The sequence below is a fragment of the Marivita sp. S0852 genome, from assembly GCF_046591575.1.
Taxonomy (GTDB): Bacteria; Pseudomonadota; Alphaproteobacteria; order Rhodobacterales; family Rhodobacteraceae; genus Marivita.
Map to the genome: position 1 here is coordinate 714322 of NZ_JBIQWA010000001.1, position 26405 is coordinate 740726.

Genomic DNA, 26405 nt, shown 5'->3' on the forward strand with positions numbered 1-26405 from the left:
AGATTGTAAAGTAAAGTTGACAGTATAACATAGAGCAATGATGACAAAGCTAGACACTGCCCTTGCGGCCCACTCCGACAAACTGACCTCTGCACATGCCGTCGTGATTGGCGCCGGCCTGGGCGGCCTTGCCTCTGCGATGCGCTTGGGCGCAATGGGGTATCGCGTAACGGTTATCGACAAGCTTGATGTTCCTGGCGGGCGGGGGTCGTGTCTCTGGAAAGAGGGCCACCGCTTTGATCTGGGACCAACGATTGTCACGGTTCCTCAGGTTTTCAAAGAGTTGTGGGCGGTTTGCGGCCGCAACTTTCATGACGATATTGATCTGCGACCGCTTGATCCGTTCTACGAAATTCGCTGGCCGGACGGGTCCAGTTTTACGGCGCGGCAGGATACCGATGCTATGCGTGCCGAGGTCGCCCGATTGTCGCCGGGCGATGTTGCCGGGTACGACAAGTTCTTGCAAGACAGCGAAGAGCGGTACTGGTTCGGGTTTGAGGATCTGGGCCGCCGGTCGATGCATCGCCTGATGGATCTGATTCGGGTTTTGCCAAAGTTTGCAATGCTGCGGGCGGATCGGTCGGTCTATGCGCACGCCGCCAAACGGGTCAAAGACGAACGGTTGCGTATGGCGTTGTCGTTTCATCCGCTTTTCATCGGCGGTGATCCATTCAACGTCACTTCCATGTATATTCTTGTCTCGCATCTCGAAAAAGAGTTTGGCGTACATTACGCCATGGGCGGGGTGGCGGCCATTGCCGAAAACATGGCCGAGATCATCAAGGAACAGGGCGGCACGGTCCGGATGGAAACCGAAGTTGACGAGATCCTTGTCAAAAACGGTCATGCGCGCGGCGTAAAGCTCAAGTCGGGTGATGTTCTGACGGCCGATATCGTGGTGTCCAATGCAGATGCGGGGTTCACCTATGATACTTTGTTGCGCAAACAAAAACGCAAGCGTTGGACCACACCTAAACTCAAAAGCCGACGATGGTCGATGGGTCTTTATGTTTGGTATTTTGGGACCAAGGGAACCCGCGAGATGTGGAAGGATGTGGGACACCACACCATTCTGAACGGACCGCGATACAAAGAGCTGGTTCAGGACATCTTTATGAAGGGCAAAGTCTCGGATGACTTTTCGCTTTACATACATCGGCCGACGGTGACCGACCCATCAGCGGCACCAGAAGGGGATGATACGTTCTATGTGCTAAGCCCGGTTCCGCATCTTGGACACGCGGATTCGGCGGATTGGTCAAAGATAGAGCGGGAATACCGTATGCGTTTGACCAAAGCGCTGGAAGAGCAACTGTTGCCCGGGTTTTCGAGTCGAGTCACCGCCAGTGAGGTGTTCACACCCGAAACCTTCAAAGACCGCTATGCGTCGCCCTATGGGTCCGGATTTTCGATCGAGCCGCGCATTCTTCAAAGCGCATGGTTCCGTCCTCACAATGTCAGCGAAGAACTAAAGGGGCTTTACCTGACGGGTGCCGGAACACATCCAGGCGCGGGCCTGCCGGGCGTTATCTCTTCGGCAGAGGTGTTGGCACAATTGGTGCCTGATCCGGCTTTGGTGCGCGGATGAGCAGTTACGACGCAGATATGCAAGCCTGCCACGAAGCAATTCGGCACGGGTCATTGTCCTTTCATATGGCGTCACGGCTATTGCCTGCGTCTGTACGTGATCCGTCTTTGGCGCTTTATGCCTTTTGTCGCCTTGCTGACGATGCCGTTGATCTGCAGCAGGAAAAAGCTGCTGCCGTGCTGTGCCTGCAAGAAAGGCTTGAACGCATTTACCAAGGGCGACCTGACAATGCGGCCCCGGACCGGGCGTTTGCGCGCGTTGTCGAAAATTTTGATATGCCACGGGCTTTGCCGGATGCCTTGTTGGAAGGGCTGGCGTGGGACGCCATGGGCCGAAATTACCGGACCTTGTCGGAATTGTTCGATTATTCCGCGCGGGTTGCATCGGCCGTTGGGGTGATGATGTGCGTCCTGATGCGCGTGCGCGATCCGAACGCATTGGCGCGGGCATGTGATCTTGGCGTTGCAATGCAGCTGACAAACATTGCCCGTGACATTGGGGAAGACGCGCTGGAAAAGCGGGTCTACCTCCCGCTGGATTGGCTGGATGAGGCCGGGTTGGACAAGGATCAATTCCTGTCCGATCCAAAACCCACCAAAGCCATTCGCCAGATGGCCCGACGCCTCGTTATGGAAGCCAATCGGCTTTACATGCGGTCCGAAGCCGGTGTTGCGGCGCTGCCTTTGTCGTCGCGGCCCGGTATCTATGCTGCGCGGTTCATCTATGCGGGAATTGGCCATCAGGTGCAGGATGCCGGATACGATTCCATCTCGACGCGGGCGCACACATCCAAGGGTCAAAAACTTGGCTGGATCGGTGTCTCTGCAATGAAGGCGATGACAACGGTTGTCATGCCAAAATCTGCGGTCCTGTTTGCTCGACCTCTTCCGGAAACGCAGTTTCTTGTCCATGCCGCCGGGCATGAACCCAATGTCCGGTCACGATCAGAATCGGTTCTGGACGCCTTGGCACAGGTTGCGCGTCATGAACGCGACCAACGTGATGCCTTGAATGATGTCCGGGTTGGGTCTACCTGATTTAGATGTTCTGGCTTTTATTTGGCATTTTTCTCGCGGCGTGTATGGCCGTAGGCGCGACGGGTGGATTGTTTCCCCCGGGGGCCTGGTACCGCCAATTGAACAAGCCGTCCTGGACACCGCCGGATTGGGTGTTTCCCGTCACCTGGACCACGCTGTACGTATTGATGGCCGCAGCGGGCGCACGCGTGGCGTTAAGCCCGGACAATGCGCTGGCGATGGCGCTTTGGGCGCTGCAAATCGCGATGAATGGGCTTTGGACCCCGGTATTTTTCGGATTGCAGCGGATCAAGCTGGGCATGATCGTCTTGAGTTTGCTGTGGTTGTCCGTGGCGGCAACCCTTTGGGCGCTGTGGCAGGTGGATTGGATCGCTGGTCTGATGTTTGTGCCTTATCTGATCTGGGTCTCGATCGCGGCTGCGCTCAATTGGTCGGTTTGGCGACTGAATCCCAAAGCGGCCAATGAAAAGCGCGCCGTGTCGTCTTAATCGAAGGTCCAGTTGCGTCGGCGGGGCACGCGCACGGCCAGCATCGGCTTGAGCAGCGGAGATCTGAACCGCGCCAGATCAAGAGCCTCATGAACGCCGATGGATGTTTCTCCATCAAGTTTTGTTTCCACCATGGACCGTGAATAGAACGGAGCGTCTAACATGCTCATGATCTGTTTGGGCTGCGTTCCGTCATCTCCTCGGGTTTCGCGCCGGACCGCCCAAAGCGAGCGTTTGAAACCAAGCAAAGGTGGCAGATCAATTTCCGACGCGGTTCCGTCCCGCTCAAAGTGAAACCCAGAGCCAAGTTTGGACCCGTCCAACCGGGTTGCATCGTAAAAGCAGGTGCTGCCTTTGCGGGCTGGGTACCGGCCCCATGTCCAAAATGAAAAATCTTCCTCCAACGCCCGCGTTCCAAAGTTGGCATCAAAATACCCGTGCCCGTCCCATTGCCATCCCGGTGCCTCCAGATCGACCGAGATGTCCGAGACCGGGCCAAAGGGACGCCAGATATGCGCGCCATCCGCCGTTAATGGCAGTTCAACTTGGGTGATCGCGCTGGGCGTGACGGTGATGGTGCCACGCACCCTGCTGATGATCGGGGGGCTGGAAACCTCGTTCACCTCGATGATCAGCTTACCATCAATCCACTGCATCGAGGATGGACCAACAGTGAATGAATCTGTCGTTTGACGCAATGCGGGCTGGCCGCGGTCGGTCATCGTAAATCGCCCGCCGGGGCCGTATGTGGCCACGTTGATGCAGACATGATCTTCGGGATTTTTGCGGCCTGACCAGCGATACCAGGGCGAAAAGACCGATCCTATGAACCCGATGACCGAGACAGCGCGCGTGCCGTCGTCGCTGATTCCGTCGACATACCACCACGCATATCCGTTTTCCGGAACCTTGAGGTTGAAGTTAGGTCCGTCACAATCGCCTCGGCCGCGTGCCGACCGGAGAGTGCCGCCATCGGAACGCCCGCCCCCGGATGTGTGCCGCCGCCGCTCAGATACAGGCCCCTGATCTTGGTTCGGGCCGTCGGTCTGCCCAGCGCCGCTGTCATTCCATGTGGGCTCTGCCCGTACAGCGAACCGGCGCTGCCTGGAAAGAGCGCGTCGAAGGTCTTGGCCTGGCTCAGACTGTTCGCTCCCGGTTCGGGTGAAAAGGTCAGACCAAAGCGGCGAAGCTGGGGAAATGTCCGGGAATGACATGTGTCAAAATCCTCCGGTTGGGGGGTGCGCTGTGTAAGCGGCGGTGCATTCATGATGATTTCAAAGCGTTCGGTTTCGGGGTGTGGCGTATCTTGCCCCCGGTCTTCCGCGCAAACGTAGAGCGTTGGATCACGCGGGATCTTGCCATGTTTGATATCCGCGAATTCGTTTTCAGACGGATCACAGAAAAACACATTGTGATGAACAAGCGGCAAATCGGATGGCATAGATGAAAAACTCCAGACATTTGCCGAATGGCTGCGCGCTTTTTTTGTCGTTACACGGGCTGTGGTTTGAACATCGGTCCCAAGCAAGCCAAGCGCGAGCGCCCGTGGATCACCGTTAAACACTACATGATCGGCAGAAAGAGTTTCGCCGGTTGCAAGGGTGACGCCCGATACGCCCCCCGATGTGGTGTCGATGGATTGGACATGGGCATTTGTCCTGATGTCGCCGCCTTTGGATTGGATCAAATCGGCGATAGAGCAGGCCAACGCATGCATTCCGCCTTTGACGCACCAAACGCCGCGCGCTTCGGCCTCCCAGATCAATGACAACAGGGCAGGGGAGCGATCCGGCGATCCGCCGACATAGGTCGCGTAACGGCCAAAAAGCTGTTGCAGTCTTGGGTCACTGAAACTGGACTTCAGCAGCTGCTTTAATGTCAGCCCGGGCGTCATGTCAAGAATCAGGCGCGGATGTGTCAGGACATGTTTGGTCAGGCGGCCAAGCCTTGGTTCGGCGCTTAACATCATTGGTTCGTGAAACCCGTCAAATAACCTGGCAGCGCGGTGGGTAAAGGTCAGGAATTCGGTTCGGGACGTTGGCCCGGCAAATTCCTCAACAGCATCCGCACTTTTTTCAGCGCAGGGAAACAGGTCCAGCGGGCCGCTGTCGGCCCACCAATGGCGCGCCAAAATCTCTTGTGGAATCAGGGTGACGTGATCGGACAGTGTTTCACCAACATCGTCGAACAGTCTTTCAAAGACTTCCAGCAAAGTCAGCACGGTTGGACCAGCATCAACACCATTGACCTGGCGCATTTTTCCGCCGGGGGCGGGATGGCGTTCAAGAACGGTAACGTCAAACCCATGGTGAACCAAAGGCAAAGCAGCCGTCAGCCCGCCGATCCCAGCGCCGACAACAATGACGCGTTCAGAGCTTTGCTTTGGTTTTTTCATCATCGAATTGTTGACTCACATTTGCCAAGTGTCCAGTATGATTTACACAAGTGTGTCAGATAAATTTGACAATATACCGTTTAGGAGTGTTCGATGGGACTGCATACCCGCATCAATTCTGCCGTAGAATCCGCAATCCGTGTCGGACAGGGCGGCACTGCTCCAGCCAAGTTATCGGATGCACTGCATTACGCCTGTACCCCCGGGGGCGCACGAATTCGTCCAACTATTCTTTTGTCGGTCGCGATGGCCTGCGGCGACGATTCACCCGAGACCACAAACGCCGCTGCGTCAGCGCTTGAATTGATGCACTGCGCCAGTCTGGTGCATGACGATCTGCCATGTTTCGACGATGCGGACACGCGCCGTGGCAAACCGTCTGTTCATCGCGCCTATTCAGAGCCGATAGCGGTGTTGACCGGGGATGCGCTTATTATTCTGGCTTTTGAGACGCTTGCACGCGCGGCCCAGTATTCGCCGGATCGGGCTGTCAGGCTGATCCGCACATTGTCACAGCAGTCAGGTATGCCAAATGGCATCTGTGCCGGGCAGGGGTGGGAAAGCGAATCCAAGATTGACCTGTCCGCGTATCATCTATCCAAAACCGGCGCGTTGTTTATCGCGGCGACCCAGATGGGCGCGATTGCCGCCGGTCAGGACGAAGAGCCGTGGTTCGAACTGGGCGCAAGGATTGGTGAGGCGTTTCAGGTTGCCGATGATCTGCGCGATGCACTTTATGACAGCACGACACTGGGCAAGCCGGCGGGTCAGGATGACTTGCACGGGCGGCCAAATGCCGTGTCTGAATTGGGCGTCGAGGGCGCGACCAAGCGCTTGAAAGCCATTCTGGGGGGCGCGATCTCGTCTATCCCGTCATGCCCGGGCGAAGCCAAACTGGCCGAGATGGTCCGCCTTCAGGCCGAGGCGATTATGCCGGTTGTGAAAACCAACGCCGCCAAAGCCGGGTAAATGGCTCTGGCCTCGGATACCCCTGCGTCTGCGATCCGCCCCAAAGTTGGTCTTAAGACCCGGATGATGCGCCTTGTTGCGCGTCCGGGATTTCAGCGCTGGGCGGCGTCCTTTCCATTGACAAGGCGTGTTGCCGCCAAGGATGGGGCGGCGCTGTTCGATATTGTTCAGGGCTTCGTGAAATCACAAGCTTTGTTCGCGTTGGTTGATCTGCGGGTCATGCACCGGCTGATGGATGGATCACAAACCGCACATGATTTGGCAGGTGTCTGCGTCTTGCCCGTGGATCGGATGGACCGATTGTTACGGGCCGGGGTCGCGATGCAGTTGCTCAGGCGGGATCGAAAAGGACGGTACAGTCTGGCCCGCAAAGGAGCGGCTTTGGTTGGTGTTCCCGGACTTGAGGATATGATCCGCCACCACGCCACGTTTTATCGGGATCTGAACGATCCCGTCGCTCTTTTGCGCGGTGAGGTTAATACCGAACTGGCACAGTTCTGGCCGTATGTGTTCGGGGCTGACAACGCCACCGATGCAGACACGTCGACTCGTTATTCAGATCTTATGGCCAGATCACAACAGATCGTGGCCGCAGATACTTTGGCGACCGTCAAGCTTGGTCAGACGCGGCTGCTATTGGATGTTGGTGGCGGTTACGGCGTGTTTGCCGAAGCAGCAGCGCTTCTTTATCCCCGGCTATCCGCCACCGTTTTCGATTTGCCAGCCGTGGCTGCCAACGCAACCTCGCGTCTCGCAGCATCCCAGGCCAAAGATCGTCTGCAGTTTGTATCCGGATCTTTCCGGGACGATCCGCTGCCCGCCGGTGCAGATACGATTTCCTTGATTCGAGTGTTGTACGATCACGAGGATGCAACCGTCACAGATCTGCTGTCTAAAGTTTATGACACTTTGCCGGATGGCGGAACGCTTGTGGTCTCCGAGCCGATGTCAGGTGGAGATCAGCCCGAGATCGCCGGCGATGTTTATTTCAGCTTTTACTGTCTTGCGATGCAAACCGGAACGGTGCGGAGCGCCAAAGAAATAGGGGCTTTGTGCCAAGACGCGGGCTTTTCTCGGATCAAAAGCTACCCATCGCGCCGTCCTTTTGTGACCACCGTGCTGACAGCCACAAAGGTAGAAAAACACACGTCAATGCAAGAGTTTGAGGTCTAAGGTGTCAATTATAGTTGACACTTTAGCCTGTAAGAATAAACTGACAGTGACAAAGCCAAAAAGCGACATACCGGAATCGATTCTTCGACCCACATGTCCCGCGACTGCAGGAGGTTAGGATGCAAACGAACGCTGTTGTGCTAAACGCACCAAAGACCCTTGCGATTGAAACGGTCGAGCTTACCGCGCCCGGGTCCGAAGATCTTGTGGTTGAAATTTCCCATTCTGGCATTTCGACAGGGACGGAAAAGCTGTTTTGGTCGGGTGACATGCCCCCGTTTCCCGGCATGGGGTATCCGCTGATCCCCGGCTACGAAGCCTCGGGTGACGTTGTCGAGGTTGGGTCGAACAGCCGCTACAAGGTTGGTGACCATGTGTTTGTGCCGGGTGCCAATTGTTATGACGGCGTCTTTGGCCTTTTTGGCGGCGCGACCAAGCGATTGGTGACAGATCAGGACCGTGTGACCAAAATTGATCGCGGCCTGGGTGCGCAAGGCGCGCTTCTGGCGCTGGCTGCAACGGCGCGTCATGCGATGGCAGGTTTGGACAAGGCTGTGCCTGATCTGATCGTCGGACACGGCGTTCTTGGTCGTCTGCTTGCTCGCTTGACCATTGCGGCCGGGGCCCCTGCGCCCACCGTTTGGGAAATTGATGCGGATCGTGCGACCGGGGCCGAAGGGTACGAGGTTTTGCACCCTGACAAGGACGAACGTCGCGACTATCGGTCGATCTATGATGCAAGCGGCAATGGCAATCTGCTGAACGATCTCATCGGTCGGATCGGCAAAGGTGGCGAGATTGTTCTGGCCGGGTTCTATACCCAGCCGCTGCAATTTTCGTTCCCGCCCGCGTTCATGAAAGAGGCACGATTCCGCGTCGCCGCCGAATGGGCGCGCGATGATCTGACAGCCACACGCACACTGGTCGAAAACGGTGCGCTGAGCCTTGACGGCCTTATCACTCATCAAGCCGCAGCGACGGATGCGCCCGGTGCGTATCGCACGGCGTTCGAAGATCCGTCCTGCCTGAAAATGATCCTCAATTGGGAGACTTCTTCATGAAGGACGAGGTTCCAAACCTGAAAGACTTTGACCAGCGGTTGAAGGACGAAGCCAACGAGGATCTCGCTGATGTGATCCCGACAGAGGCGACAAAGAAAACCCAGATCATTGCGATCTATGGCAAAGGCGGGATCGGTAAATCCTTCACGCTGGCGAACCTCAGTCACATGATGGCGGAACAAGGCAAACGCGTGTTGCTGATCGGCTGTGATCCGAAGTCTGACACCACGTCTTTGCTGTTCGGCGGCAAGGCATGCCCGACGATCATCGAGACCTCGACCAAGAAAAAACTCGCGGGCGAGGAAGTGAAGATCGGTGATGTGTGCTTCAAGCGTGGCGGCGTCTTTGCGATGGAGCTTGGCGGTCCCGAAGTGGGTCGCGGTTGCGGCGGTCGTGGGATCATCCACGGGTTTGAGCTGCTGGAAAAGCTGGGCTTCCATGATTGGGATTTTGACTACGTTCTGCTCGACTTCCTGGGCGATGTGGTCTGTGGCGGCTTTGGCCTGCCGATCGCCCGTGACATGGCGCAGAAGGTTATTCTGGTTGCCTCGAATGATCTGCAATCACTTTATGTGGCGAACAACGTGTGCTCGGCGGTGGAATACTTCCGCAAGCTGGGCGGCAACGTTGGTGTCGCGGGTCTGGTTGTGAACAAAGACGACGGATCGGGCGAGGCGCAGGCCTTTGCCAAAGCTGTCGACATCCCGATCCTTGCCTCCATTCCGCAGGACGATGACCTGCGCAAGAAATCCGCGAACTACCAGATCGTCGGCACGAAGGAGTCCCAATGGGGCGGCCTGTTCGCAGAGCTGGGCTTGAACGTGGGCGAAGCCCCACCCGTGCGCCCAACGCCGCTGACGCAAGATGGTTTGCTTGAACTGTTTGATGGATCGGAAACCGGAGCTGGTTACACGCTGGTGCCTGCAACCGACACCGACATGCGCGGCAAGAACGCGGCACCGCAAGAGTCATTGGAAGTGATCTACGACGACGCGTGAGGGTCAGCCACCCTGCGTGAAATGGGAACCAAAGAGAAGTAAGTGACGTGAGCAAAGAAGCAACATACGACGAAACGGCAGAGGTTGAGGTCATCCGTGGTGAACCACGTGATGAGGCCGCCGCGATGCCCGTTCCCGCCGATGGGCTTGGCTGCCATTCCGGGTCCGAGATGGAAAAGGCCGCGCGTATGGCGGGCAATTCCGAGATGCTGGACCAGTTCGCCAAGGACTATCCCGTTGGCCCACATGACCAACCGCAATCCATGTGCCCTGCCTTTGGGTCTTTGCGCGTCGGCTTGCGGATGAAACGGACCGCGACGGTTTTGTCCGGCTCGGCCTGTTGTGTTTATGGGCTGACCTTCGTGTCGCATTTCTATGGTGCGCGGCGGTCGGTTGGCTATGTGCCGTTCAATTCCGAGACGCTTGTCACAGGTAAGCTTTACGAGGACATCCGCGACAGCGTGCATGAAATGGCAGACCCGGATCGGTTCGATGCCATCGTCGTGACAAACCTTTGCGTGCCCACCGCATCTGGCGTGCCTTTGCGGCTTTTGCCGAAAGAGATCAACGGCGTGCGGATTGTTGGCATCGATGTGCCGGGTTTCGGTATTCCAACCCATGCCGAGGCGAAAGATGTCCTGGCCGGGGCGATGCTCAACTATGCCCGCGAAGAGATCAAAGCAGGCCCGGTGCAAGCGCCCGAAGCCGGTAAATCGGACCGTCCGACTGTTGCACTGTTGGGTGAAATGTTCCCGGCGGACCCGATGATGATCGGCGCGATGCTGGCCCCGATGGGTCTGGCCGCTGGTCCTGTTGTTCCCTGCCGCGAATGGCGTGAACTCTACGCCGCGCTCGACTGCGGTGTCGTTGCTGCGATTCACCCGTTCTACACCGCTGCTGTTCGTGAATTCGAAGCTGCGGGGCGTCCGATTGTCGGCTCTGCGCCGGTTGGCCACGATGGCACTGCCGCCTGGCTGGCCGGGATCGGTGACGCCTTCAACATTCCCAAAGATCAGATTGCCGCCGCCCAAAATGCGTTCCTCCCTGCCATTAAGGGTGCGTTGGCTCAGACGCCGATCAAGGGCACGATCACCTTGTCTGGCTACGAGGGATCAGAACTGCTGGTCGCGCGTCTGCTTGTCGAAAGCGGGGCTGACCTCCGCTATGTGGGCACCGCCTGCCCGCGCACGAAATGGTCTGACCCGGATCGTGAATGGCTGGAAAGCAAGGGTATCAAGGTCACATACCGCGCGTCTTTGGAAGACGATTGCGCCGCGATGGAGGCTGTTCAGCCTGATCTGGCGATTGGCACGACGCCCGTTGTCCAGAAAGCCAAGGAACTGGGCATTCCCGGCCTTTACTACACCAATCTGATTTCTGCGCGCCCCCTGATGGGGCCTGCTGGTGCCGGGTCGCTGGCCGAAGTGATCAACGCCGCCATCGCGGGCAAAGCGCGCATGGACGACATGAAAGCCTTTTTTGAAGGCGTCGGTCATGGCGATACCGCCGGTGTCTGGGAAGGCAGCCCAAATCTGCGCCCCGAATACCGCGCGACAAACCTCAAGAAGCTGGAGCGCGCCGAAAAGGCCCGCGTCGCGGCGAATGGGGGTGTCAAATGCTGATCCAGGATCATGATCGCGCAGGCGGCTATTGGGGCGCGGTTTATGCCTTTACCGCCGTCAAAGGTTTGCAAGTCGTCATCGACGGTCCCGTTGGGTGTGAAAACCTGCCCGTCACTTCGGTATTGCATTATACAGATGCGCTACCGCCGCATGAGCTCCCCATCGTGGTTACTGGCCTCGGTGAGGAGGAGCTGGGTCGGGAGGGGACCGAGGGGGCTATGAAACGCGCCTGGAGTGTTCTCGATCCAGCTCTCCCAGCGGTGGTGGTCACGGGGTCGATTGCCGAAATGATCGGCGGAGGCGTCACACCGCAAGGCACCAATATTCAGCGTTTCCTGCCGCGCACCATCGACGAGGATCAGTGGGAAAGCGCGGACCGCGCGATGACGTGGATCTTCACGGAATTCGGCATGACCAAGGGTCGGATGCCGCCCGAGAAGAAGCGCGAAGAGGGTGCGAAGCCGCGGGTCAATATCCTTGGGCCTATGTACGGCACGTTCAATATGCCAAGCGACCTGGCCGAGATCCGGCGTCTGGTCGAAGGCATCGGGGCCGAGATCAACATGGTGATGCCGCTGGGCGCGCATCTGGCCGAAATGCGGAACCTTGTGAACGCGGATGTAAACATCTGCATGTACCGCGAATTTGGTCGCGGCCTGTGTGAATGCCTTGGCAAACCATACCTGCAAGCGCCGATTGGCATGGACAGCACAACGAAGTTCCTGCGCAAGCTGGGCGATATGTTGGGCCTCGACCCGGAGCCGTTCATCGCACAGGAAAAGCATTCGACGCTGAAACCCGTCTGGGATTTGTGGCGGTCAGTCACGCAGGATTTCTTTGCGACCGCGTCTTTCGGGATTGTCGCGAACGAGACTTATGCGCGTGGTATCCGCAACTACCTTGAAGGCGATCTGGGTCTGCCTTGCGCCTTTGCCGTTGCCCGTGTGGCGGGTTCGAAAACCAACAACGAAGAAGTGCGGTCTTTTGTGCACAACAAAAAACCGCTCGTTCTGATGGGGTCGATCAATGAAAAGATGTACCTGGCCGAGATGAAGGCGGGGCATGGCCCGCAGCCGACATTCATTCCTGCCAGCTTTCCCGGCGCTGCGATCCGCCGCCATACCGGCACGCCGATGATGGGCTACGCGGGGGCAACTTACCTGCTGCAAGAGGTCTGCAACGGCCTGTTCGACGCTTTGTTTCACATTCTGCCGCTTGGATCAGAGATGGATCAGGCGGATGCCACCCTGACACCACTGCGCCGCGACTTCCCGTGGGATGCCGATGCGCAGGCCGAGCTGGACCGCATTGTGTCCCAGCATCCCGTACTCACCCGAATTTCTGCCGCCAAGAACCTGCGCGACGCCGCAGAGGCTGCAGCTTTGAAACAAGGCGCTGAACGTGTGGTCGTTGAGACCGTTCAGGCATTGTCCCAATCCCAAGGAGGACCGAAGACATGACGGATTTTACCTCTTCTGACACACGCTCGCAGAAGCACTGTCACACAAAACGCGGACCCGAGTTTCTGGTCTATTTCAGCATTATCTTCATCTTTGCGATCCCGTTCGCAACGGTGATGTGGATGCTTGATATCTTCCGGAGGCAAACGCTCAACATGCGCGGCCCATTGGCACGCGCTTGGTGCGAAGCGGATCGGATCACGCCTCTTATTTTCTCTGCCTGAAAAGGTTGGAGACCAAGAACTGACCACCCGGCGGGGTGGACAGGACCCGAGGGGCGTTAAACCCCCAAGGGACCCGGCCGCAGGGAGTGCGGCGTCAGCATAACGTTCCGGAGGAAAGTTCATGGCTGATAATACCGACCTGTCATTCACAGGTCTTACTGACGAGCAGGCCCAGGAGCTGCATTCCGTCTACATGAGCGGCCTTTGGCTGTTCTCGGCGGTTGCAGTGGTTGCACACCTCGCAACCTTCATCTGGCGCCCGTGGTTCTGAGGAAGGATTAGAAAATGGCAAAGTTCTACAAGATCTGGCTCATCTTTGATCCGCGTCGCGTGTTTGTCGCGCAAGGCGTGTTCCTGTTCCTGCTGGCTGCAATGATTCACCTGGTGGTGCTGTCCAACGGCATCAACTGGTTCGAAACAGCAGCAGCCGCTGGCATGTAAGCCAGTCAGCTCGACACGAGCCCAAAAAATCGCTGCGGGCGGCATCTCTTTGAGCCCGCCCGCGGCAAAACCAAACGAAACATGACGGCTTCGACCCTGACGGGCCATGCCGACAAACGCGGAGATAAAGAAGATGGCGCTGCTCAGCTTCGAGAAAAAATACCGCGTCCGCGGAGGGACGCTGATCGGCGGCGATCTGTTCGACTTCTGGGTTGGGCCCTTTTATGTGGGCTTCTTCGGAGTCACGACCGCCTTTTTCGCTCTGCTCGGTACAATCCTCATTTTTTGGGGTGCGGCAGATCAGGGCACATTCAATCCATGGCTTATCAACATCGCGCCGCCTGACCTGAGTTATGGTCTGGGCATGGCACCGCTGATGGAAGGTGGCTTGTGGCAGATCATAACGATCTGTGCGACAGGCGCGTTTCTAAGCTGGATGCTGCGCGAGGTGGAGATTTGCCGCAAACTGGGCATTGGCTATCATGTGCCCTTTGCCTTTGGTGTTGCGATTTTTGCGTATGTGACGTTGGTGATTTTTCGCCCGCTTTTGATGGGTGCCTGGGGTCACGGATTTCCATATGGCATCTTTAGCCATCTCGATTGGGTGTCCAACACCGGCTACGCCTACCTGCACTTCCATTACAATCCGGCGCACATGCTGGCGGTGACGTTCTTTTTCACCACCACTCTCGCGCTTGCATTGCATGGTGGTTTGATCCTGTCCGCTGCTAACCCTGAAAAGGATGAAGAGGTGAAGACGCCCGATCATGAAGACACCTTCTTCCGGGATTTCATCGGCTACTCGGTCGGAACGCTTGGTATCCACCGCGTTGGTTTGCTTCTCGCTCTGAACGCCGGGTTCTGGTCCGCGATCTGTATCATCATCTCTGGCCCCGTCTGGACCAAAGGCTGGCCTGAATGGTGGAACTGGTGGCTCGAACTGCCCATCTGGGGCTCCAATGTGGGACTGTAATCATGGCTGAGTATCAAAACATTTTCACGCAAGTTCAGGTTCAGGGGGCACCCGAATGGGGGCTGGAGACTGAATCTTCCGACAGAGAGCGTATCGGGAAACCTCGGTTTTCCACGCTCGTCGGTTGGATTGGAAACGCCCAGCTTGGTCCGATCCACCTTGGATGGACAGGGATGGTGTCACTGGCAACCGGTATCCTTGCGCTGAACATCATCGGGTTGAATATGCTGGCGCAAGTCGGCTGGTCGATCCCTGAATTTATCCGGCAACTGTTCTGGCTCGCGCTTGAGCCGCCAAGCCCGGAATACGGACTGACCATTCCACCACTGCAAGACGGCGGCTGGTACATCATCGCAAGCTTCTTTTTGCTTGTGTCGGTGATGAGCTGGTGGGCAAGGACCTACATCCTTGCGATGGAACACAAGATGGGCAAACATGTTTTCTGGGCCTTCGGCTCGGCGATCTGGTTGTTCCTTGTGCTGGGTCTCTTTCGGCCGATCCTTATGGGATCGTGGTCAGAGGCGGTGCCCTACGGCATCTTCCCGCACCTTGATTGGACCACCGCGTTCTCGATCCGCTACGGAAACCTGTACTACAACCCGTTCCACGCGCTTTCGATTGTGTTCCTCTATGGTTCTGTTCTGCTTTTCGCGATGCACGGCGCAACCATTCTTGCCGTCACCCGGTATGGTGGCGACCGCGAGTTGGAACAGATCGTGGACCGCGGCACTGCCACGGAACGCGCCGCCCTCTTCTGGCGCTGGACCATGGGCTTTAACGCCACGATGGAAGGTATCCACCGCTGGGCATGGTGGTTCGCAGTCCTCACTCCGATCACAGGCGGCATTGGCATCCTGCTGACGGGCACCGTCGTCGATAACTGGTTCATCTGGGCCCAGGAGCACCACTTCGCACCAATGTATGACGGCTCATATGGCTACGAAGCTTTTGGTACGGGATATCAGGAGTTTATTGGACAGGAGACGAACTGATGCTTCCTAAGTGGTTCAATACATGGAACAGGGATAACCCGACCAACATCTACGGTCCGGCAATCCTTGTGGGGACGGCCGGTGTGGCCGTCACCGTCGCCGCCTTCATCGTCATCGTGGGCCAACCGTTCAAAACGGACAGCTTGCAAACCGGCCCACGCGGGACGGGTATGTCGGTCCCTGAATTCGTCAATGAAGTCCGGGAGGCAGATCCGACCATAGCCGGTTATTTAAGACGAGAGGACATCACCGAAGAGGATATCGCCGCAGTCAGCGCCGAAGCCTTGCAGAATGTTCCGCCGGCGCTGGGCAATATCTCGGACGAAGATTATGCCGAACTGATCGTGGCAATGCGGTCATGGACGGGAATTCCCGACCTGATGGAAGACCCTGACAATTACCAAACCCAGATCGCCTATACGATGGTGGGTATGGTGCAAGGGATCAACGAAGACTGGATCGGCCACGTTCAATCGAACGCTGTGGTGGGTGTGAATTGTTACACCTGTCACCGTGGACAAGCAGTGCCGAGCGAAATTTGGTTTCGTCTTGGCCCTGTGAACGAAGCCGCCGAAGGCTGGGCTGCGGTGCAGAACCGTGTGACCGTGCAGTCGCAGTTTACATCGCTGCCATCCGATGCACTCGAAGCGTATTTGCTGAATTACGAGCAAATCGGCGTGCATGATCTGGAATCCCATGTTGCCGAATATCCGGCAGACGGTATCCAGACCTGGCAACATACCGAGCGGACGTACAGTCTGATGAACTATGTCTCGAATTCGCTTGGGGTGAATTGTGTCTTCTGCCACAACAGTCGGGCCTTCTATGACCCTGAGCAGGTCACCCCGCAATGGGCGACCGAACAGCTGGGCATTTCGATGGTTCAGGAAATCAACAATGATTGGCTTGTTCCCCTCGAAGGTCTGTATCCGCCGGAACGGCTTGGCCCGGTTTTTGCAGACGCGCCAAAGGCAGCGTGCAAGACATGCCACAAAGGGTATCAGCAGCCCTTGCAAGGACTTAACGTGATTGACGAATGGCCCGAACTGGCCCTCACCGATCCCGAGTCCTGATCACTTTCCCAAGCGATAGACTTATCGCTTGGGACGCCAGATCCGGTTTCGACAGGTTCCCAAACTAGAAACCGGATACGGGGCTCAACACCCCGGTTTCCTTCCTGTTGGCTACAGGAACTGGCGTCACGTCTCTGGGTACACCCGGCAAACGTGGCGCCTTCAATCCCTCATGTCCCCGAGGAGACTGCCACATGACACAGACCCCAAATCTTGATCGCATCGCAGGTCCTGCAGACCTCCGAACCATGGATGACGCAACGCTGAAGGCTGTGGCCGACGAAGTCCGATCCGAGGTGATTTCCGCCGTTTCGCAAACCGGGGGTCATCTTGGCTCCAGTTTGGGTGTGGTGGAACTGGCTGTGGCCATTCACGCCGTTTTCAACACCCCGTTGGACAAACTGGTCTGGGACGTGGGTCATCAATGTTATCCGCATAAAATCCTGACCGGGCGGCGTGACCGTATGACGACGCTTCGTCAGAAGGGCGGGTTGTCGGGTTTCACCAAACGCAGCGAATCCGAATACGATCCATTTGGTGCCGCGCATTCCTCAACCTCTATTTCCGCAGCTCTTGGATTCTGTGTTGGTCGCGACATGGGTCGCCCGAGTGGTGATGGCATCGCCGTGATTGGCGATGGATCGATCAGCGCCGGTATGGCGTATGAGGCGATGAACAACGCAGGCCACGAAGGTCGACGGTTGTTTGTTATTCTCAATGACAACGAAATGAGCATTGCGCCGCCGGTTGGGGCGATGTCCTCGTATCTCAGCCGCCTTTACGCGAATGAGCCTTTGGCGCGCATGAAATCTCTTGCCGAGGGTTTTGAATCCGCACTTCCCGAACCGATGCGCGAAAGCGCCAAGCGTGCCCGCCAATTGGTGACCGGCAATCTTCAGGCATCCGGGACGTTGTTTGAAGAGCTGGGTTTTGAATATATCGGCCCGATTGACGGCCACGACATGACCCAGCTTTTGCCGGTGCTGCGCGCTGCCCGAGCACGGGCGACGGGGCCGGTCCTGATCCATTGCTGTACGGTCAAGGGCAAGGGATATTCCTTTGCCGAGAACAGCGCCGACAAATACCACGGTGTGGCCAAGTTTGACGTGCAGTCCGGCACACAGGCCAAATCGAAACCCAACGCACCAAGCTATACCAAGGTTTTTGGTGACACATTGACAGAAGAGGCGGCGCGCGATCCCAATATCGTGGGGATAACTGCGGCAATGCCTGGGGGCACCGGTATTGATATCCTGGCGGACCGCTTTCCATCTCGGGTGTTTGATGTCGGTATTGCTGAACAACACGCCGTGACGTTTGCCGCTGGTCTGGCCGCAACCGGGCTCAAGCCGTTCTGCGCAATTTATTCGACTTTTCTGCAGCGCGGGTATGATCAGGTTGTCCATGATGTGGCCTTGCAAAACCTGCCGGTGCGGTTCGCAATTGACCGTGCCGGTCTGGTCGGGGCCGATGGGGCCACGCATGCTGGTGCCTTTGACGTTGGATATCTGACTGCCTTGCCAAATATGACCGTGATGGCTGCCGCAGATGAGGCCGAGCTTAAGCATATGGTGGCAACGGCGGTTGCACATGATAGCGGACCGATTGCGTTCCGGTATCCCAGAGGTGCGGGCAACGGTGTCGAGATGCCGGAACGCGGCGAGGTACTTGAAATTGGTAAGGGACGCGTTCTGCAAGAGGGCAGCGATGTTGCCTTTCTGAGTTTTGGGGCGCATTTGACAGAAGTCGAAGCCGCAGCGCGTTTGTTGGAGAATGACGGGCTGTCTGTGACTATTGCGGACGCCCGGTTCGCCAAGCCGTTGGACATTGACCTCATTCTCAAACTTGCCGCGAGCCACGAGGCTTTGATCACCGTTGAACAGGGCGCACGCGGCGGGTTTGGTGCCATGGTTCTGCATGAACTTGCGGATCGTGGGGCGTTGGACAAGGGCCTCAAGATCAGAACGCTGACATTGCCCGATCGCTTTATCGACCAGGCATCACCAGATGATATGTATGCCGACGCGGGTCTGACACGGTTCGATCTGTATAAAACCGCGGTCTCGATCACGTCTGATGATGGTAAAGTGGTTCCGCTGGCAAAAGGTGCTTAGCGGTCACACCCAATCAAGCGCATCCTCGACCAGCCCGGTCACACTGATGGTGAATTCTGAACCACGCGCCGTGTCTGCCAAAGCAGCGTGAGCATCAATAATCGCTTTCGCATCGACGACAGAGCTTAGGCTGCCATCGAACGTCTGCATGGCGGTGCTGGCCACGTTGAGGTTGTTCAATCCGTTTACGACAGCGAAATAAGCGCCGATCTCGGCTTTGGTTTCAAGATATTGGGCGTCGCTGACACTGCCAGTTGCAGCTTTGGCACCGTCGATCATCGCAAGGATGAATTCGGCCCGGTCAATGGCACCAGTGTCAAGCGTGCCGACCCAATAATCGAGACCCGCGTCATCGGGGGGGCGACCAAGGATGTTGGAATACACCGCCGTCACAAACTGTGTATTTGCGCCGGTTGAGCCATATAACGCCTGGGTTTCTGGTTGGTCAAAGAACTGCCGTGCGATGTCTTGCATCGACATTCCGTCCGCCAACCGCGACCCCCAGTACAACAATCCCGCTGCATCCGGAGCACGGTTGAAATAGGCCACATACAATTCTGAAAAAGCCAGCATATCTGAATCGCTCAACGCACTGACATTGGTGAACGATGCCAAGGCGAAGGGCGTGTCATTGAATTGAAGTGCCTCAATGCTGTCCAATGTGTCGATGCCGTCTCGTCCTTTTCGGTCCTCGATCATGATCGCACTATCGGTGATGGTGATCCCGTAATCCGCTGCGTCACCCATATAAACCGCCGTGTCGGTGCCCGCACCGCCGGTCAGAATGTCGTTGCCACCTGATCCCGTTATGGTGTCATCCTGAGCGGTTCCAACCAGATTTTCCGCTGTGGAGGTTCCGACAAGAACACCAGACAATTCCGCTGAGGGGTCAGACGGGTTTTCTTCGGCATTTGGTGTGTCTGTCACGATGTCGGGCGTCGTTACACCGTCTGTCATGGCAAAATTCTGTGTCGCCATAACGGAAAAATACGTACCGGTATCGTAGCTGAACGTCCCGGTTTTTATGCCAATTCCGATCACCTCTAGCTCTGGCGTCAAAATATTTTCGCGGTGTCCGGTGCTGTTCATCAACGCCATGTGCAGATCATAGACGTCGTCAAAAAGGCCGGGTTCACCACGTTCGCTTTGCGCTGCGATGTTTTCTGCTGTCCGCCATGATCCGGAAAAGTCGAAGCCTGCATCTGTCATACGTTCCGTGGGCGTCGATCCTCCCACGCCGGTATGGCTAAAGATATTTGTGCTGAGCATCCATTCAGAATGCGCATCCGCGGAGGCGTTAAGCGTCTTGTCGAGCACGAGCGCGTTCAAGCCACGGCTTGTACGTTCCTCGTTCACAAGGTCCAACATGTACCGCTCCAGTTCACTGGCGGTCGCAGCAGCAGCAGACATCTCAAACTCCCCAGTTCGAGCCCCGTCTAAATATTTAGGAGCGAACTAGGGCAAGAAACTGGAGCGAATGTGTTTAAAATTAGCTGTTTTAAGCCGGATTTGCGCAGGAAATCGCCATGTCGCCAAAGATTTGTGGCGCATATGTGTCAAGGTAAATGCGTAACCAGGGCGTGAAGCGGTTTGGTTCGTTTACCACCTCTTTCATGAGGTCCGCGTACCGAATCCATTGCGTCGCCATGACCTCGTCGGGGTTCAGAACCAGCTTTGGGGCCTGATCGACTTTTGACACAAAGATATCAACCACCTCGTGTTCGATAAGACCGCCACCCACATCGGCGCGATATTCCACCCGATCCCGGTAGTCGAGCGGCAACCCAATGATGCCCAGCTCTTCTTTCAGACGACGCTGCGCACAATCGAGGCTGCTTTCGTTCCAGTTTGGATGTGTGCAGCAGGTGTTCGCCCAAAGGCCGGGCGTATGGTATTTTCCCAATGCCCGTCGCTGGATTAAAATCTCGTCGCCGCGCAGTACGAAAACAGAAATCGCCTTGTGTCGCAGCCCGCGGATATGCGCGTCCAGTTTTTCAACCGGACACAGCGTGTCATCCACCCAGGCCGGGATGAGCGTTTGCGTCATACATGCGTCTCCCGGACCAATCCCAGCAGATGGCGCATGTTTTTGAAGCCGATCTTGATATGTGCCATGGGCCGCGCCTTGACGAGTTTTTTGTTCATATATGCCTCGAACGTCAATTTCTGAACATCGACATCGTGACACAGCGACACGAATCTTTCGCGCCGCGAGTCGCTTTTGTAATAGGCATCCTGCATTTGGCCCAACACGCGGAACACTGTTTTGTGCTCCTTCATGAACAGCTTTCTTGCAAGCGCCAGATCGGTGATCCGACCAGTTTTCAGCGTCGCGGCACAGGCGGTGGCGGCGAACCGTCCGCAGATCATGGCGTAATAAATGCCTTCCCCACTTGATGGCGCAACAACGCCCGCAGCATCGCCAGCGACAACCACATCACGGGCATTGTCCCAAAAACGCAGAGGTTTTAACGGAATAGGCGCACCTTCTTTTCGCAGCGTTTCGCAATTGGCCAGGCCTGACGCTTCGCGCAGGGCGGCGGTGGCGTCCTTGAGGTTCACGCTTTGGGCATAGGTGCCCATCCCAACCGAAGTGGTGCCGCCATGCGGGAAAACCCAACCGTAAAAATCGGGGCTGATGGTGCCGTCATAGATCACGTCGCAGCGCAGCGGATCATAGGTGTCGTTCGGTTCCGGTGCGGCGATGATCTCGTGATAGGCAAACACCAATGGCACTTTATCTCCGCCGGGGATCTCATCGCGGGCAACACGGGAATTTGCACCATCCGCGCCGATAATCAGCTTGGTTTGCAAGGCGCGCTCTTCGCCCGTTTCCTTGTCACGATAGATCACTGACCGCGTTTTGGCCGCTTTGTCGCGATCAATGCGGACATAGGTTCCGGTGAACCGCTTGGCCCCGGCCTTTTCGGCGCGATCGCGCAGGAACGGATCGAAATCCTTGCGATCGACCATTCCGACAAATCCATTTTCAATCGGAATATCAACATGGCGGCCTGTCGGCGAAATCATACGGGCGGTGTTCACCTTGGCGACAAGCTGATCCTCGCCAATATCAAAATCCTGCATCAGACGCGGCGGAATGGCACCGCCGCAAGGTTTGATACGACCTTCCCGATCCAGAAGCGCGACCTTGTAACCAGAGCGGGCCAGATCCTCTGCGGCGGTTGCACCGCACGGGCCACCGCCCACAACTACGACATCAAACATCATCATTCTCCTGCGATCAGTTCGGGTTGGCGGACAGAGCCTTCCATGATGCGCAGTGCCATCAGGGCCGCGCAGAGGAACAATCCAGCCTCGAATACAAATACAGCGCCAAATGCCGGGGCGTCTGTGGTGAGTGTGCGCATAATATCGGCAGCTGCAGCACCGGTCAGGCCGCCGAAGCCGGCAGCAATTGCTTGCGCGGCACCCCAAAGACCCATGCGCGTGCCTTCGCGTTTTTCCCGGCCTTCCCCGGCAAGCGCCATCATCGACCCGATTGCCGCAACAGCAAACGCGCCGTTAAAGAAACCAAGGGCAAAAACCGCCGGAAGAAGTGTTTGCGGCAGGGCATAGCCCCCCAGGATCGCAATGACGCACAAGCTTGCCGCCGAGCCAAGGCAGCCACCGATCACCCAATTGCGCAAACATCCAAAGCGCAGCGCCGTTGCCGCGATGCCCACGGTCAGCATCCCAAGGAACACGCCCCCGTTCTGGATGCCGGACAATGTGGTGCTTTCACCGGGTGTGAAGCCAAAGACAAGGCCGGCATAGGGCTCTAGGATCAGCTCTTGCATGAAATATGCGGTCATCGAAAGAAAGACGAACAAGGTGAACATCCGCGCCTTTGGTTCGGCCCAGACTTCGGCGAGACCTTCCCGGAACGGCACGGGCTTTGCTTCTGGTTCGGCCTCGATCCCGCGCTCGACACGCCATGTGGCGGCAAGCGTGATGAAAAGCGCAACAGCGGCCACGCCACTGACCACGCGGATCAAAACGGCGGGTGTATAGGGATCAAGCAATTGACCAACCACACCTGCGGTCATGGCAATGCCAAAGATCATCATCAACCAAGTGATCGTGGCGGCGGCCGCCCTGCGATGCGGAGCGGTTGCAGTGGCAAGAAGCGCGAGCACGGATGTCCCGGCCGCCCCGGCACCCAGACCGATCAACGCATAGGCGACAATCGACATGGCAAGCCCGGCCCAATAGCTGTGCTCCATCTGAACCACGCCAAGCGCGGCGAGGATACCGCCAGCCGCCAGGATGATCATTCCACGAATAATCCAGCGCGTGCGCACACCGCCCTTGTCGGAGATGAACCCCCAATTGGGTCTTGTGATCTGAATTCCATAATGCAGGGCGACCAACGCGCCGGGCAAAACCGCCGGAAGCGCAAGTTCAACCACCATCAGCCGGTTCAGCGTTGATGTGGTTAGAACGACAATCGCCCCAAGCGCCATCTGCACGAGTCCAAGACGAACGATAGAAAACCAACCTAATGTCACCACATCACCTCTACAGAGCGAAGAGCAAAGGCCGAGACCATCATGCCGGACACGTACATCAGAACACCGGTGCCGTTATACCAAGGGGCCTTTGCTTTGGGATCTTTCAGCATGACAGACATTGCCCAAATCTGGCCCAGCACCAACGCGAGGATGGCAGAGGCATGCAGGGATTGCCCCCAATGGGCCAGTGCAAGAATCACAAAGATCTGCGGCACCAGCATGACACCGCACGCCACTTTGGCCGCGCGTTCCGGTCCGAGTGTAACGGGTAAGGAATTGACGCCCATCTGGCGGTCGCCTTCCAATGCCTTGAAATCGTTCAATGTCATGATGCCATGTGCGCCGATACCATAAAGTAGGGCCAACCAGATGATTGGCGCGGATGGCAATGTCTGACTAAGCACAGCTGCACCGGTAAACCATGGCAGTGATTCATAAGACAGCCCAACCAGTCCCGGCCCGAACCAGCCCGATTTTTTGAGCCGAACAGGTTCAGCCGAATAGGCCCATGCGGCGATGACGCCGACAACGGTGGCAATAAAGCCCCATGTGCCCAATAAGGCACCAAGCGAAAGTGACAGCACCGACATGGCCAACGCGATCCACAATCCCCAGCGCCCGGGGATTCGACCAGACGGAATGGGCCGATCCGGTTCGTTGATCGCATCAACATGTCGGTCGCACCAATCATTGGCTGCCTGACTCATGCCGCAAACGACCGGACCGGCCAGGATGATCCCAATGATCAAAAGGCCGATATTGTCGCTGATGGCGACACCAGATGCGACGGCACCACAGGCGTAAGCCCACATTGGCGGAAACCAAGTGACGGGTTTGATCAATTCCAACATCGCCGACGGGGCGGGATAGCGATCAGTGTGTAAACTTATGCTGACAGTCATGTGTCAACTAGACACGACAATTCGATTCACATCAAGCAAAACAGACAGGTCAATGCATTAAATGAGCGGGTCATCTCGACGCGCCAGACGCAGGTCAGTTTCCGTCGCTATCCTTATTCAAAAGCCCGTACTTGCGAAGTTTCACATACAGGCTTTGTCGTGACAGCCCCAGCATTTCAGCCGCTGCCACCCGGTTGTTTCGCGTCAGGCTGACGGCCGTTTCAATACACATTTTTTCAACCACATCGGTCGTTTCGGACACAATTTCCTTCAACGTGGCCGAACCAACAAGCTCCATAACATTGCGGTTTGATTCTTCGCTGCTGTGGACCTGCGTCTTGCGCATGGCATCCACGCGGCTGATGTCGCGGATAATGAAACCCAGTTCAGGTTCATTATGATTTTCAAGAAACGTGACCGACATCTCAACCGGCGTTTTGGCACCGAATTCATTCAATACCTTGGTGGAATACATGCGCATCTGACCAGCGCGGCGTGCGTTTTCCACCAAAACACTAAGGTCAATCTGACCGCGCCCCAGGTAATCCGACAGGTTGCGCCCGCGAACATCTACCGAATGTGCGGCATCCACCAGATCCAAAAACGCATCATTGCAGGCCTCGATAACGCCGCGAACCGACGTAAAGACAAAGGCATCCGGTCCTTTTTCAAAAACCGAGGACAGGTTGGTGGTCAGGCTATCAAATCGCTTGGGGCTGCTTTCCGACGTGGACAGACGACAAATCAGAATGCGTTCACCGCCGGCCCGAAACACGCTGGGGACCACACTGACCTGCTGTCGGCCTCGGCGTGATTGCACGTCAACGCCTGTGGTATTTTCGGACATCGCCTCATTGATCAGGGCTTCGATAAATTCGTCGCCCCGTTTGTCACGGAACTCTTGGGTGAACGAAGAGCCAACCAGATCTTCCCGAGTTGAGCCAAGCATCATTGCCGCCGGTTCATTCAGATCTTTGATTTTGCCATCGTTCACAGAGACAAAAACAACGGGGTCTTGCACTGTGCGCAACAAAAGGCGGTAGCGCGCATCGTATTCGCGTCGGGCCTCATAGCCCTGTTCCAGCGACATTTGTGCTTGCACCAGCTGTTGCTGGGTTTCGGCAATCGGGCGCAAATCCCGTCCCAGCATGAGGAACGATCCGTCTGACCCAAATGGATGAAAGCTGTATCGAACGGGAAATTCCCAAACAGCATTGTCTGAATGGTTCAATTCGACCGACCGTGACGGAAGCTCACCAGACGCCATCTTTGACATGACGGCATCAATTTTCGGGATGCACTCCTTGGTCAGAAAGTTCTTGAGAGGCCGACCTTCCCAATGCTCAAGCTTGCCAAAGGATGTTTCATTTGGATTGACAAGCACGGACAAGACTTCGCCGTCTTTTGATACGACAAGGGCAATATCCGATGCGACGGCAATAATGCTACTTAATACGCTGGCATCTATTAACGGAACGGAACCGCTGCTCCAGAAGGTGGACCCACTACTGTTCATCTACCTTGCCATCGACCCGCTTCTGGACTTCTTTTTCTCGCAAAGCTTAAGTGCAACCTTCACGTCATTTGTCACCAGATCGACGTCTGTCTTTTCTTTAACACCGTCCGTCAGGCTCAGGACGATACCGCCTAGTACAAGTGGCGGCGGTGTCAATATACCGGCACGTATTCGTTTAACTAAATTTGAAATTGATGCAAGAGCATCAGGTCTGGACCCGGAAAACAGGACCATATCATAGTTTTCATCCGACAGCGCCTGCACGATCGTGTCAGCATGTGCGCCAAACAGGATACGCACAGACGCCCCCATCCGTCGAATTTGGGCTGTCGCAACATGAGGACCAAGCGTGTGGCTGTCATCGCCCTGAAGGATCAATAGAACATTTTTCTCCTGCGCCGCTGCGCAGGGCTTGCAGGACCACGGCGGGGCCAGAAGCGTCAAAAGTCCTTGAAGCCGGGCGGTGGCAATGGTCACCTTTGCAAACCCGATATCATCATTCACCCACATCGCGCCCAATTCATGAGCCGCCTGTGGAATGTAGATGTCGACAATCTGATCTGCGCTGATGCGGTTGTTCTGTAATGCCAAGAGCAGCCCGTCAGGGTCGAATGCGCCTGGCTTCAGAACTTCATTCAAAAGCCTCAGAACCGCGCTTGCACGAATCGTGCGCGCAGCCTCTTCGCCTTTGTCGTTAAGAACAGAAATCACGGTGGACGCCAAAACCGATACATCGGGGCGATACTCTTCGGTCGTTATGCGATCGTCTGAATGGTCGTTCGCCATAGCAAAACCTCTTTTCCGAAAGCCTGACACAGATGTCAGACGGATCAGACACTATTATTGTCTAATTCTTGCGCCATAA

At 56.6% G+C, this 26405-nt stretch carries 25 protein-coding genes; 16 read left to right on the plus strand and 9 right to left on the minus strand.

Annotation, left to right across the window (positions count from 1 at the left end):
- Nucleotides 1–37: 37 nt before the first annotated feature.
- The 3 genes from ACG74X_RS03475 to tspO are packed head-to-tail and all read left to right on the plus strand — an operon-like array spanning nt 38 to nt 3113.
- The gene (locus ACG74X_RS03475; protein ID WP_411232744.1) at nt 38–1588 is read left to right on the plus strand and encodes a phytoene desaturase; all 1551 of its coding nucleotides are present in this window, start codon (nt 38–40) and stop codon (nt 1586–1588) included.
- A complete protein-coding gene (gene crtB / locus ACG74X_RS03480; RefSeq protein ID WP_411232745.1) occupies nt 1585–2625 on the plus strand; it encodes a 15-cis-phytoene synthase in 1041 nt (346 codons plus the stop codon). Before ACG74X_RS03475 ends, crtB begins: the two co-directional genes overlap by 4 nt.
- Nucleotides 2626–2630: 5 nt before the next feature.
- Nucleotides 2631–3113: a tryptophan-rich sensory protein TspO gene (gene tspO / locus ACG74X_RS03485; RefSeq protein WP_411232746.1), complete on the plus strand. Its 483-nt coding sequence runs from the start codon at nt 2631–2633 to the stop codon at nt 3111–3113.
- Here tspO and crtC read toward each other — a convergent pair.
- Both crtC and crtD read right to left on the minus strand, forming a co-directional pair.
- A complete protein-coding gene (crtC, locus tag ACG74X_RS03490) occupies nt 3110–3982 on the minus strand; it encodes a carotenoid 1,2-hydratase (protein WP_411232883.1) in 873 nt (290 codons plus the stop codon). The two genes, tspO and crtC, sit on opposite strands and share 4 nt — an antisense overlap.
- Nucleotides 3937–5508, minus strand: coding sequence for a 1-hydroxycarotenoid 3,4-desaturase CrtD (gene crtD, locus ACG74X_RS03495; protein ID WP_411232747.1), 1572 nt, complete (start codon nt 5506–5508; stop codon nt 3937–3939). The genes crtC and crtD overlap by 46 nt, the downstream gene beginning before the upstream one ends.
- A gap of 93 nt (nt 5509–5601) precedes the next feature.
- Between crtD and ACG74X_RS03500 the strand changes: the two genes are divergently transcribed.
- The 13 genes from ACG74X_RS03500 (at nt 5602) to dxs (ending at nt 18608) form a co-directional block, all read left to right on the plus strand.
- Complete coding sequence (locus ACG74X_RS03500) at nt 5602–6477, plus strand: polyprenyl synthetase family protein (RefSeq protein WP_411232748.1); 876 nt, start codon at nt 5602–5604, stop codon at nt 6475–6477.
- On the plus strand, nt 6478–7650 hold the full coding sequence (locus tag ACG74X_RS03505) for a methyltransferase (RefSeq protein ID WP_411232749.1): 1173 nt from the start codon (nt 6478–6480) through the stop codon (nt 7648–7650). It abuts the gene before it with no gap.
- 119 nt (nt 7651–7769) lie between these two features.
- Nucleotides 7770–8711, plus strand: coding sequence for a chlorophyll synthesis pathway protein BchC (bchC, locus tag ACG74X_RS03510; RefSeq protein ID WP_411232750.1), 942 nt, complete (start codon nt 7770–7772; stop codon nt 8709–8711).
- Entirely contained in the window at nt 8708–9709 is a 1002-nt protein-coding gene (locus ACG74X_RS03515; RefSeq protein ID WP_411232751.1) for a chlorophyllide a reductase iron protein subunit X, read from the plus strand. The genes bchC and ACG74X_RS03515 overlap by 4 nt, the downstream gene beginning before the upstream one ends.
- 47 nt (nt 9710–9756) lie before the next feature.
- On the plus strand, nt 9757–11331 hold the full coding sequence (bchY, locus tag ACG74X_RS03520) for a chlorophyllide a reductase subunit Y (RefSeq protein WP_411232752.1): 1575 nt from the start codon (nt 9757–9759) through the stop codon (nt 11329–11331).
- Nucleotides 11325–12791, plus strand: coding sequence for a chlorophyllide a reductase subunit Z (gene bchZ / locus ACG74X_RS03525; protein WP_411232753.1), 1467 nt, complete (start codon nt 11325–11327; stop codon nt 12789–12791). The genes bchY and bchZ overlap by 7 nt, the downstream gene beginning before the upstream one ends.
- The gene (pufQ, locus tag ACG74X_RS03530; RefSeq protein WP_411232754.1) at nt 12788–13015 is read left to right on the plus strand and encodes a cytochrome PufQ; all 228 of its coding nucleotides are present in this window, start codon (nt 12788–12790) and stop codon (nt 13013–13015) included. The genes bchZ and pufQ overlap by 4 nt, the downstream gene beginning before the upstream one ends.
- A 121-nt stretch (nt 13016–13136) precedes the next feature.
- Nucleotides 13137–13286: a light-harvesting antenna LH1, beta subunit gene (pufB, locus tag ACG74X_RS03535; RefSeq protein WP_072778079.1), complete on the plus strand. Its 150-nt coding sequence runs from the start codon at nt 13137–13139 to the stop codon at nt 13284–13286.
- 14 nt (nt 13287–13300) lie between these two features.
- Nucleotides 13301–13456 (plus strand): light-harvesting antenna LH1, alpha subunit, encoded by a 156-nt coding sequence (pufA, locus tag ACG74X_RS03540; protein WP_085627475.1) that lies wholly within the window; start codon nt 13301–13303, stop codon nt 13454–13456.
- A gap of 133 nt (nt 13457–13589) precedes the next feature.
- Entirely contained in the window at nt 13590–14429 is an 840-nt protein-coding gene (pufL, locus tag ACG74X_RS03545; protein ID WP_411232755.1) for a photosynthetic reaction center subunit L, read from the plus strand.
- Between the two features lie 2 nt (nt 14430–14431).
- Complete coding sequence (gene pufM / locus ACG74X_RS03550; protein ID WP_411232756.1) at nt 14432–15421, plus strand: photosynthetic reaction center subunit M; 990 nt, start codon at nt 14432–14434, stop codon at nt 15419–15421.
- The gene (gene pufC, locus ACG74X_RS03555) at nt 15421–16494 is read left to right on the plus strand and encodes a photosynthetic reaction center cytochrome PufC (RefSeq protein WP_411232757.1); all 1074 of its coding nucleotides are present in this window, start codon (nt 15421–15423) and stop codon (nt 16492–16494) included. Before pufM ends, pufC begins: the two co-directional genes overlap by 1 nt.
- 194 nt (nt 16495–16688) lie before the next feature.
- Entirely contained in the window at nt 16689–18608 is a 1920-nt protein-coding gene (gene dxs, locus ACG74X_RS03560) for a 1-deoxy-D-xylulose-5-phosphate synthase (protein ID WP_411232758.1), read from the plus strand.
- A 3-nt stretch (nt 18609–18611) separates the two neighbouring features.
- Here the strand turns inward: dxs and ACG74X_RS03565 are convergent, their stop codons facing one another.
- From ACG74X_RS03565 to ACG74X_RS03595, 7 genes are all read right to left on the minus strand, one after another.
- On the minus strand, nt 18612–20018 hold the full coding sequence (locus tag ACG74X_RS03565; RefSeq protein ID WP_411232759.1) for a DUF4214 domain-containing protein: 1407 nt from the start codon (nt 20016–20018) through the stop codon (nt 18612–18614).
- A gap of 88 nt (nt 20019–20106) precedes the next feature.
- Entirely contained in the window at nt 20107–20655 is a 549-nt protein-coding gene (gene idi / locus ACG74X_RS03570; RefSeq protein WP_411232760.1) for an isopentenyl-diphosphate delta-isomerase, read from the minus strand.
- Complete coding sequence (locus ACG74X_RS03575; RefSeq protein WP_411232761.1) at nt 20652–21836, minus strand: geranylgeranyl diphosphate reductase; 1185 nt, start codon at nt 21834–21836, stop codon at nt 20652–20654. The genes idi and ACG74X_RS03575 overlap by 4 nt, the downstream gene beginning before the upstream one ends.
- 2 nt (nt 21837–21838) lie before the next feature.
- Complete coding sequence (locus ACG74X_RS03580; RefSeq protein ID WP_411232762.1) at nt 21839–23119, minus strand: BCD family MFS transporter; 1281 nt, start codon at nt 23117–23119, stop codon at nt 21839–21841.
- Complete coding sequence (gene chlG / locus ACG74X_RS03585; RefSeq protein ID WP_411232763.1) at nt 23116–24024, minus strand: chlorophyll synthase ChlG; 909 nt, start codon at nt 24022–24024, stop codon at nt 23116–23118. The genes ACG74X_RS03580 and chlG overlap by 4 nt, the downstream gene beginning before the upstream one ends.
- Before the next feature lie 94 nt (nt 24025–24118).
- Nucleotides 24119–25540, minus strand: coding sequence for a transcriptional regulator PpsR (ppsR, locus tag ACG74X_RS03590; RefSeq protein ID WP_411232764.1), 1422 nt, complete (start codon nt 25538–25540; stop codon nt 24119–24121).
- Nucleotides 25541–26326 carry a cobalamin-dependent protein gene (locus ACG74X_RS03595; protein ID WP_411232765.1) on the minus strand — a complete coding sequence of 262 codons (786 nt, stop codon included), beginning with the start codon at nt 26324–26326 and terminating at the stop codon, nt 25541–25543.
- Nucleotides 26327–26405 lie beyond the last annotated feature (79 nt).

Coding starts and splice junctions, on each gene's coding strand:
- ACG74X_RS03475 (WP_411232744.1), top strand. CDS start 38: ATGATGACAAAGCTAGACACTGCCCTTGCGGCCCACTCCGACAAACTG.
- crtB (WP_411232745.1), top strand. CDS start 1,585: ATGAGCAGTTACGACGCAGATATGCAAGCCTGCCACGAAGCAATTCGG.
- tspO (WP_411232746.1), top strand. CDS start 2,631: ATGTTCTGGCTTTTATTTGGCATTTTTCTCGCGGCGTGTATGGCCGTA.
- crtD (WP_411232747.1), bottom strand. CDS start 5,508: ATGAAAAAACCAAAGCAAAGCTCTGAACGCGTCATTGTTGTCGGCGCT.
- ACG74X_RS03500 (WP_411232748.1), top strand. CDS start 5,602: ATGGGACTGCATACCCGCATCAATTCTGCCGTAGAATCCGCAATCCGT.
- ACG74X_RS03505 (WP_411232749.1), top strand. CDS start 6,478: ATGGCTCTGGCCTCGGATACCCCTGCGTCTGCGATCCGCCCCAAAGTT.
- bchC (WP_411232750.1), top strand. CDS start 7,770: ATGCAAACGAACGCTGTTGTGCTAAACGCACCAAAGACCCTTGCGATT.
- ACG74X_RS03515 (WP_411232751.1), top strand. CDS start 8,708: ATGAAGGACGAGGTTCCAAACCTGAAAGACTTTGACCAGCGGTTGAAG.
- bchZ (WP_411232753.1), top strand. CDS start 11,325: ATGCTGATCCAGGATCATGATCGCGCAGGCGGCTATTGGGGCGCGGTT.
- pufQ (WP_411232754.1), top strand. CDS start 12,788: ATGACGGATTTTACCTCTTCTGACACACGCTCGCAGAAGCACTGTCAC.
- pufB (WP_072778079.1), top strand. CDS start 13,137: ATGGCTGATAATACCGACCTGTCATTCACAGGTCTTACTGACGAGCAG.
- pufA (WP_085627475.1), top strand. CDS start 13,301: ATGGCAAAGTTCTACAAGATCTGGCTCATCTTTGATCCGCGTCGCGTG.
- pufL (WP_411232755.1), top strand. CDS start 13,590: ATGGCGCTGCTCAGCTTCGAGAAAAAATACCGCGTCCGCGGAGGGACG.
- pufM (WP_411232756.1), top strand. CDS start 14,432: ATGGCTGAGTATCAAAACATTTTCACGCAAGTTCAGGTTCAGGGGGCA.
- pufC (WP_411232757.1), top strand. CDS start 15,421: ATGCTTCCTAAGTGGTTCAATACATGGAACAGGGATAACCCGACCAAC.
- dxs (WP_411232758.1), top strand. CDS start 16,689: ATGACACAGACCCCAAATCTTGATCGCATCGCAGGTCCTGCAGACCTC.
- ACG74X_RS03565 (WP_411232759.1), bottom strand. CDS start 20,018: ATGTCTGCTGCTGCTGCGACCGCCAGTGAACTGGAGCGGTACATGTTG.
- idi (WP_411232760.1), bottom strand. CDS start 20,655: ATGACGCAAACGCTCATCCCGGCCTGGGTGGATGACACGCTGTGTCCG.
- ACG74X_RS03575 (WP_411232761.1), bottom strand. CDS start 21,836: ATGTTTGATGTCGTAGTTGTGGGCGGTGGCCCGTGCGGTGCAACCGCC.
- chlG (WP_411232763.1), bottom strand. CDS start 24,024: ATGACTGTCAGCATAAGTTTACACACTGATCGCTATCCCGCCCCGTCG.
- ppsR (WP_411232764.1), bottom strand. CDS start 25,540: ATGAACAGTAGTGGGTCCACCTTCTGGAGCAGCGGTTCCGTTCCGTTA.
- ACG74X_RS03595 (WP_411232765.1), bottom strand. CDS start 26,326: ATGGCGAACGACCATTCAGACGATCGCATAACGACCGAAGAGTATCGC.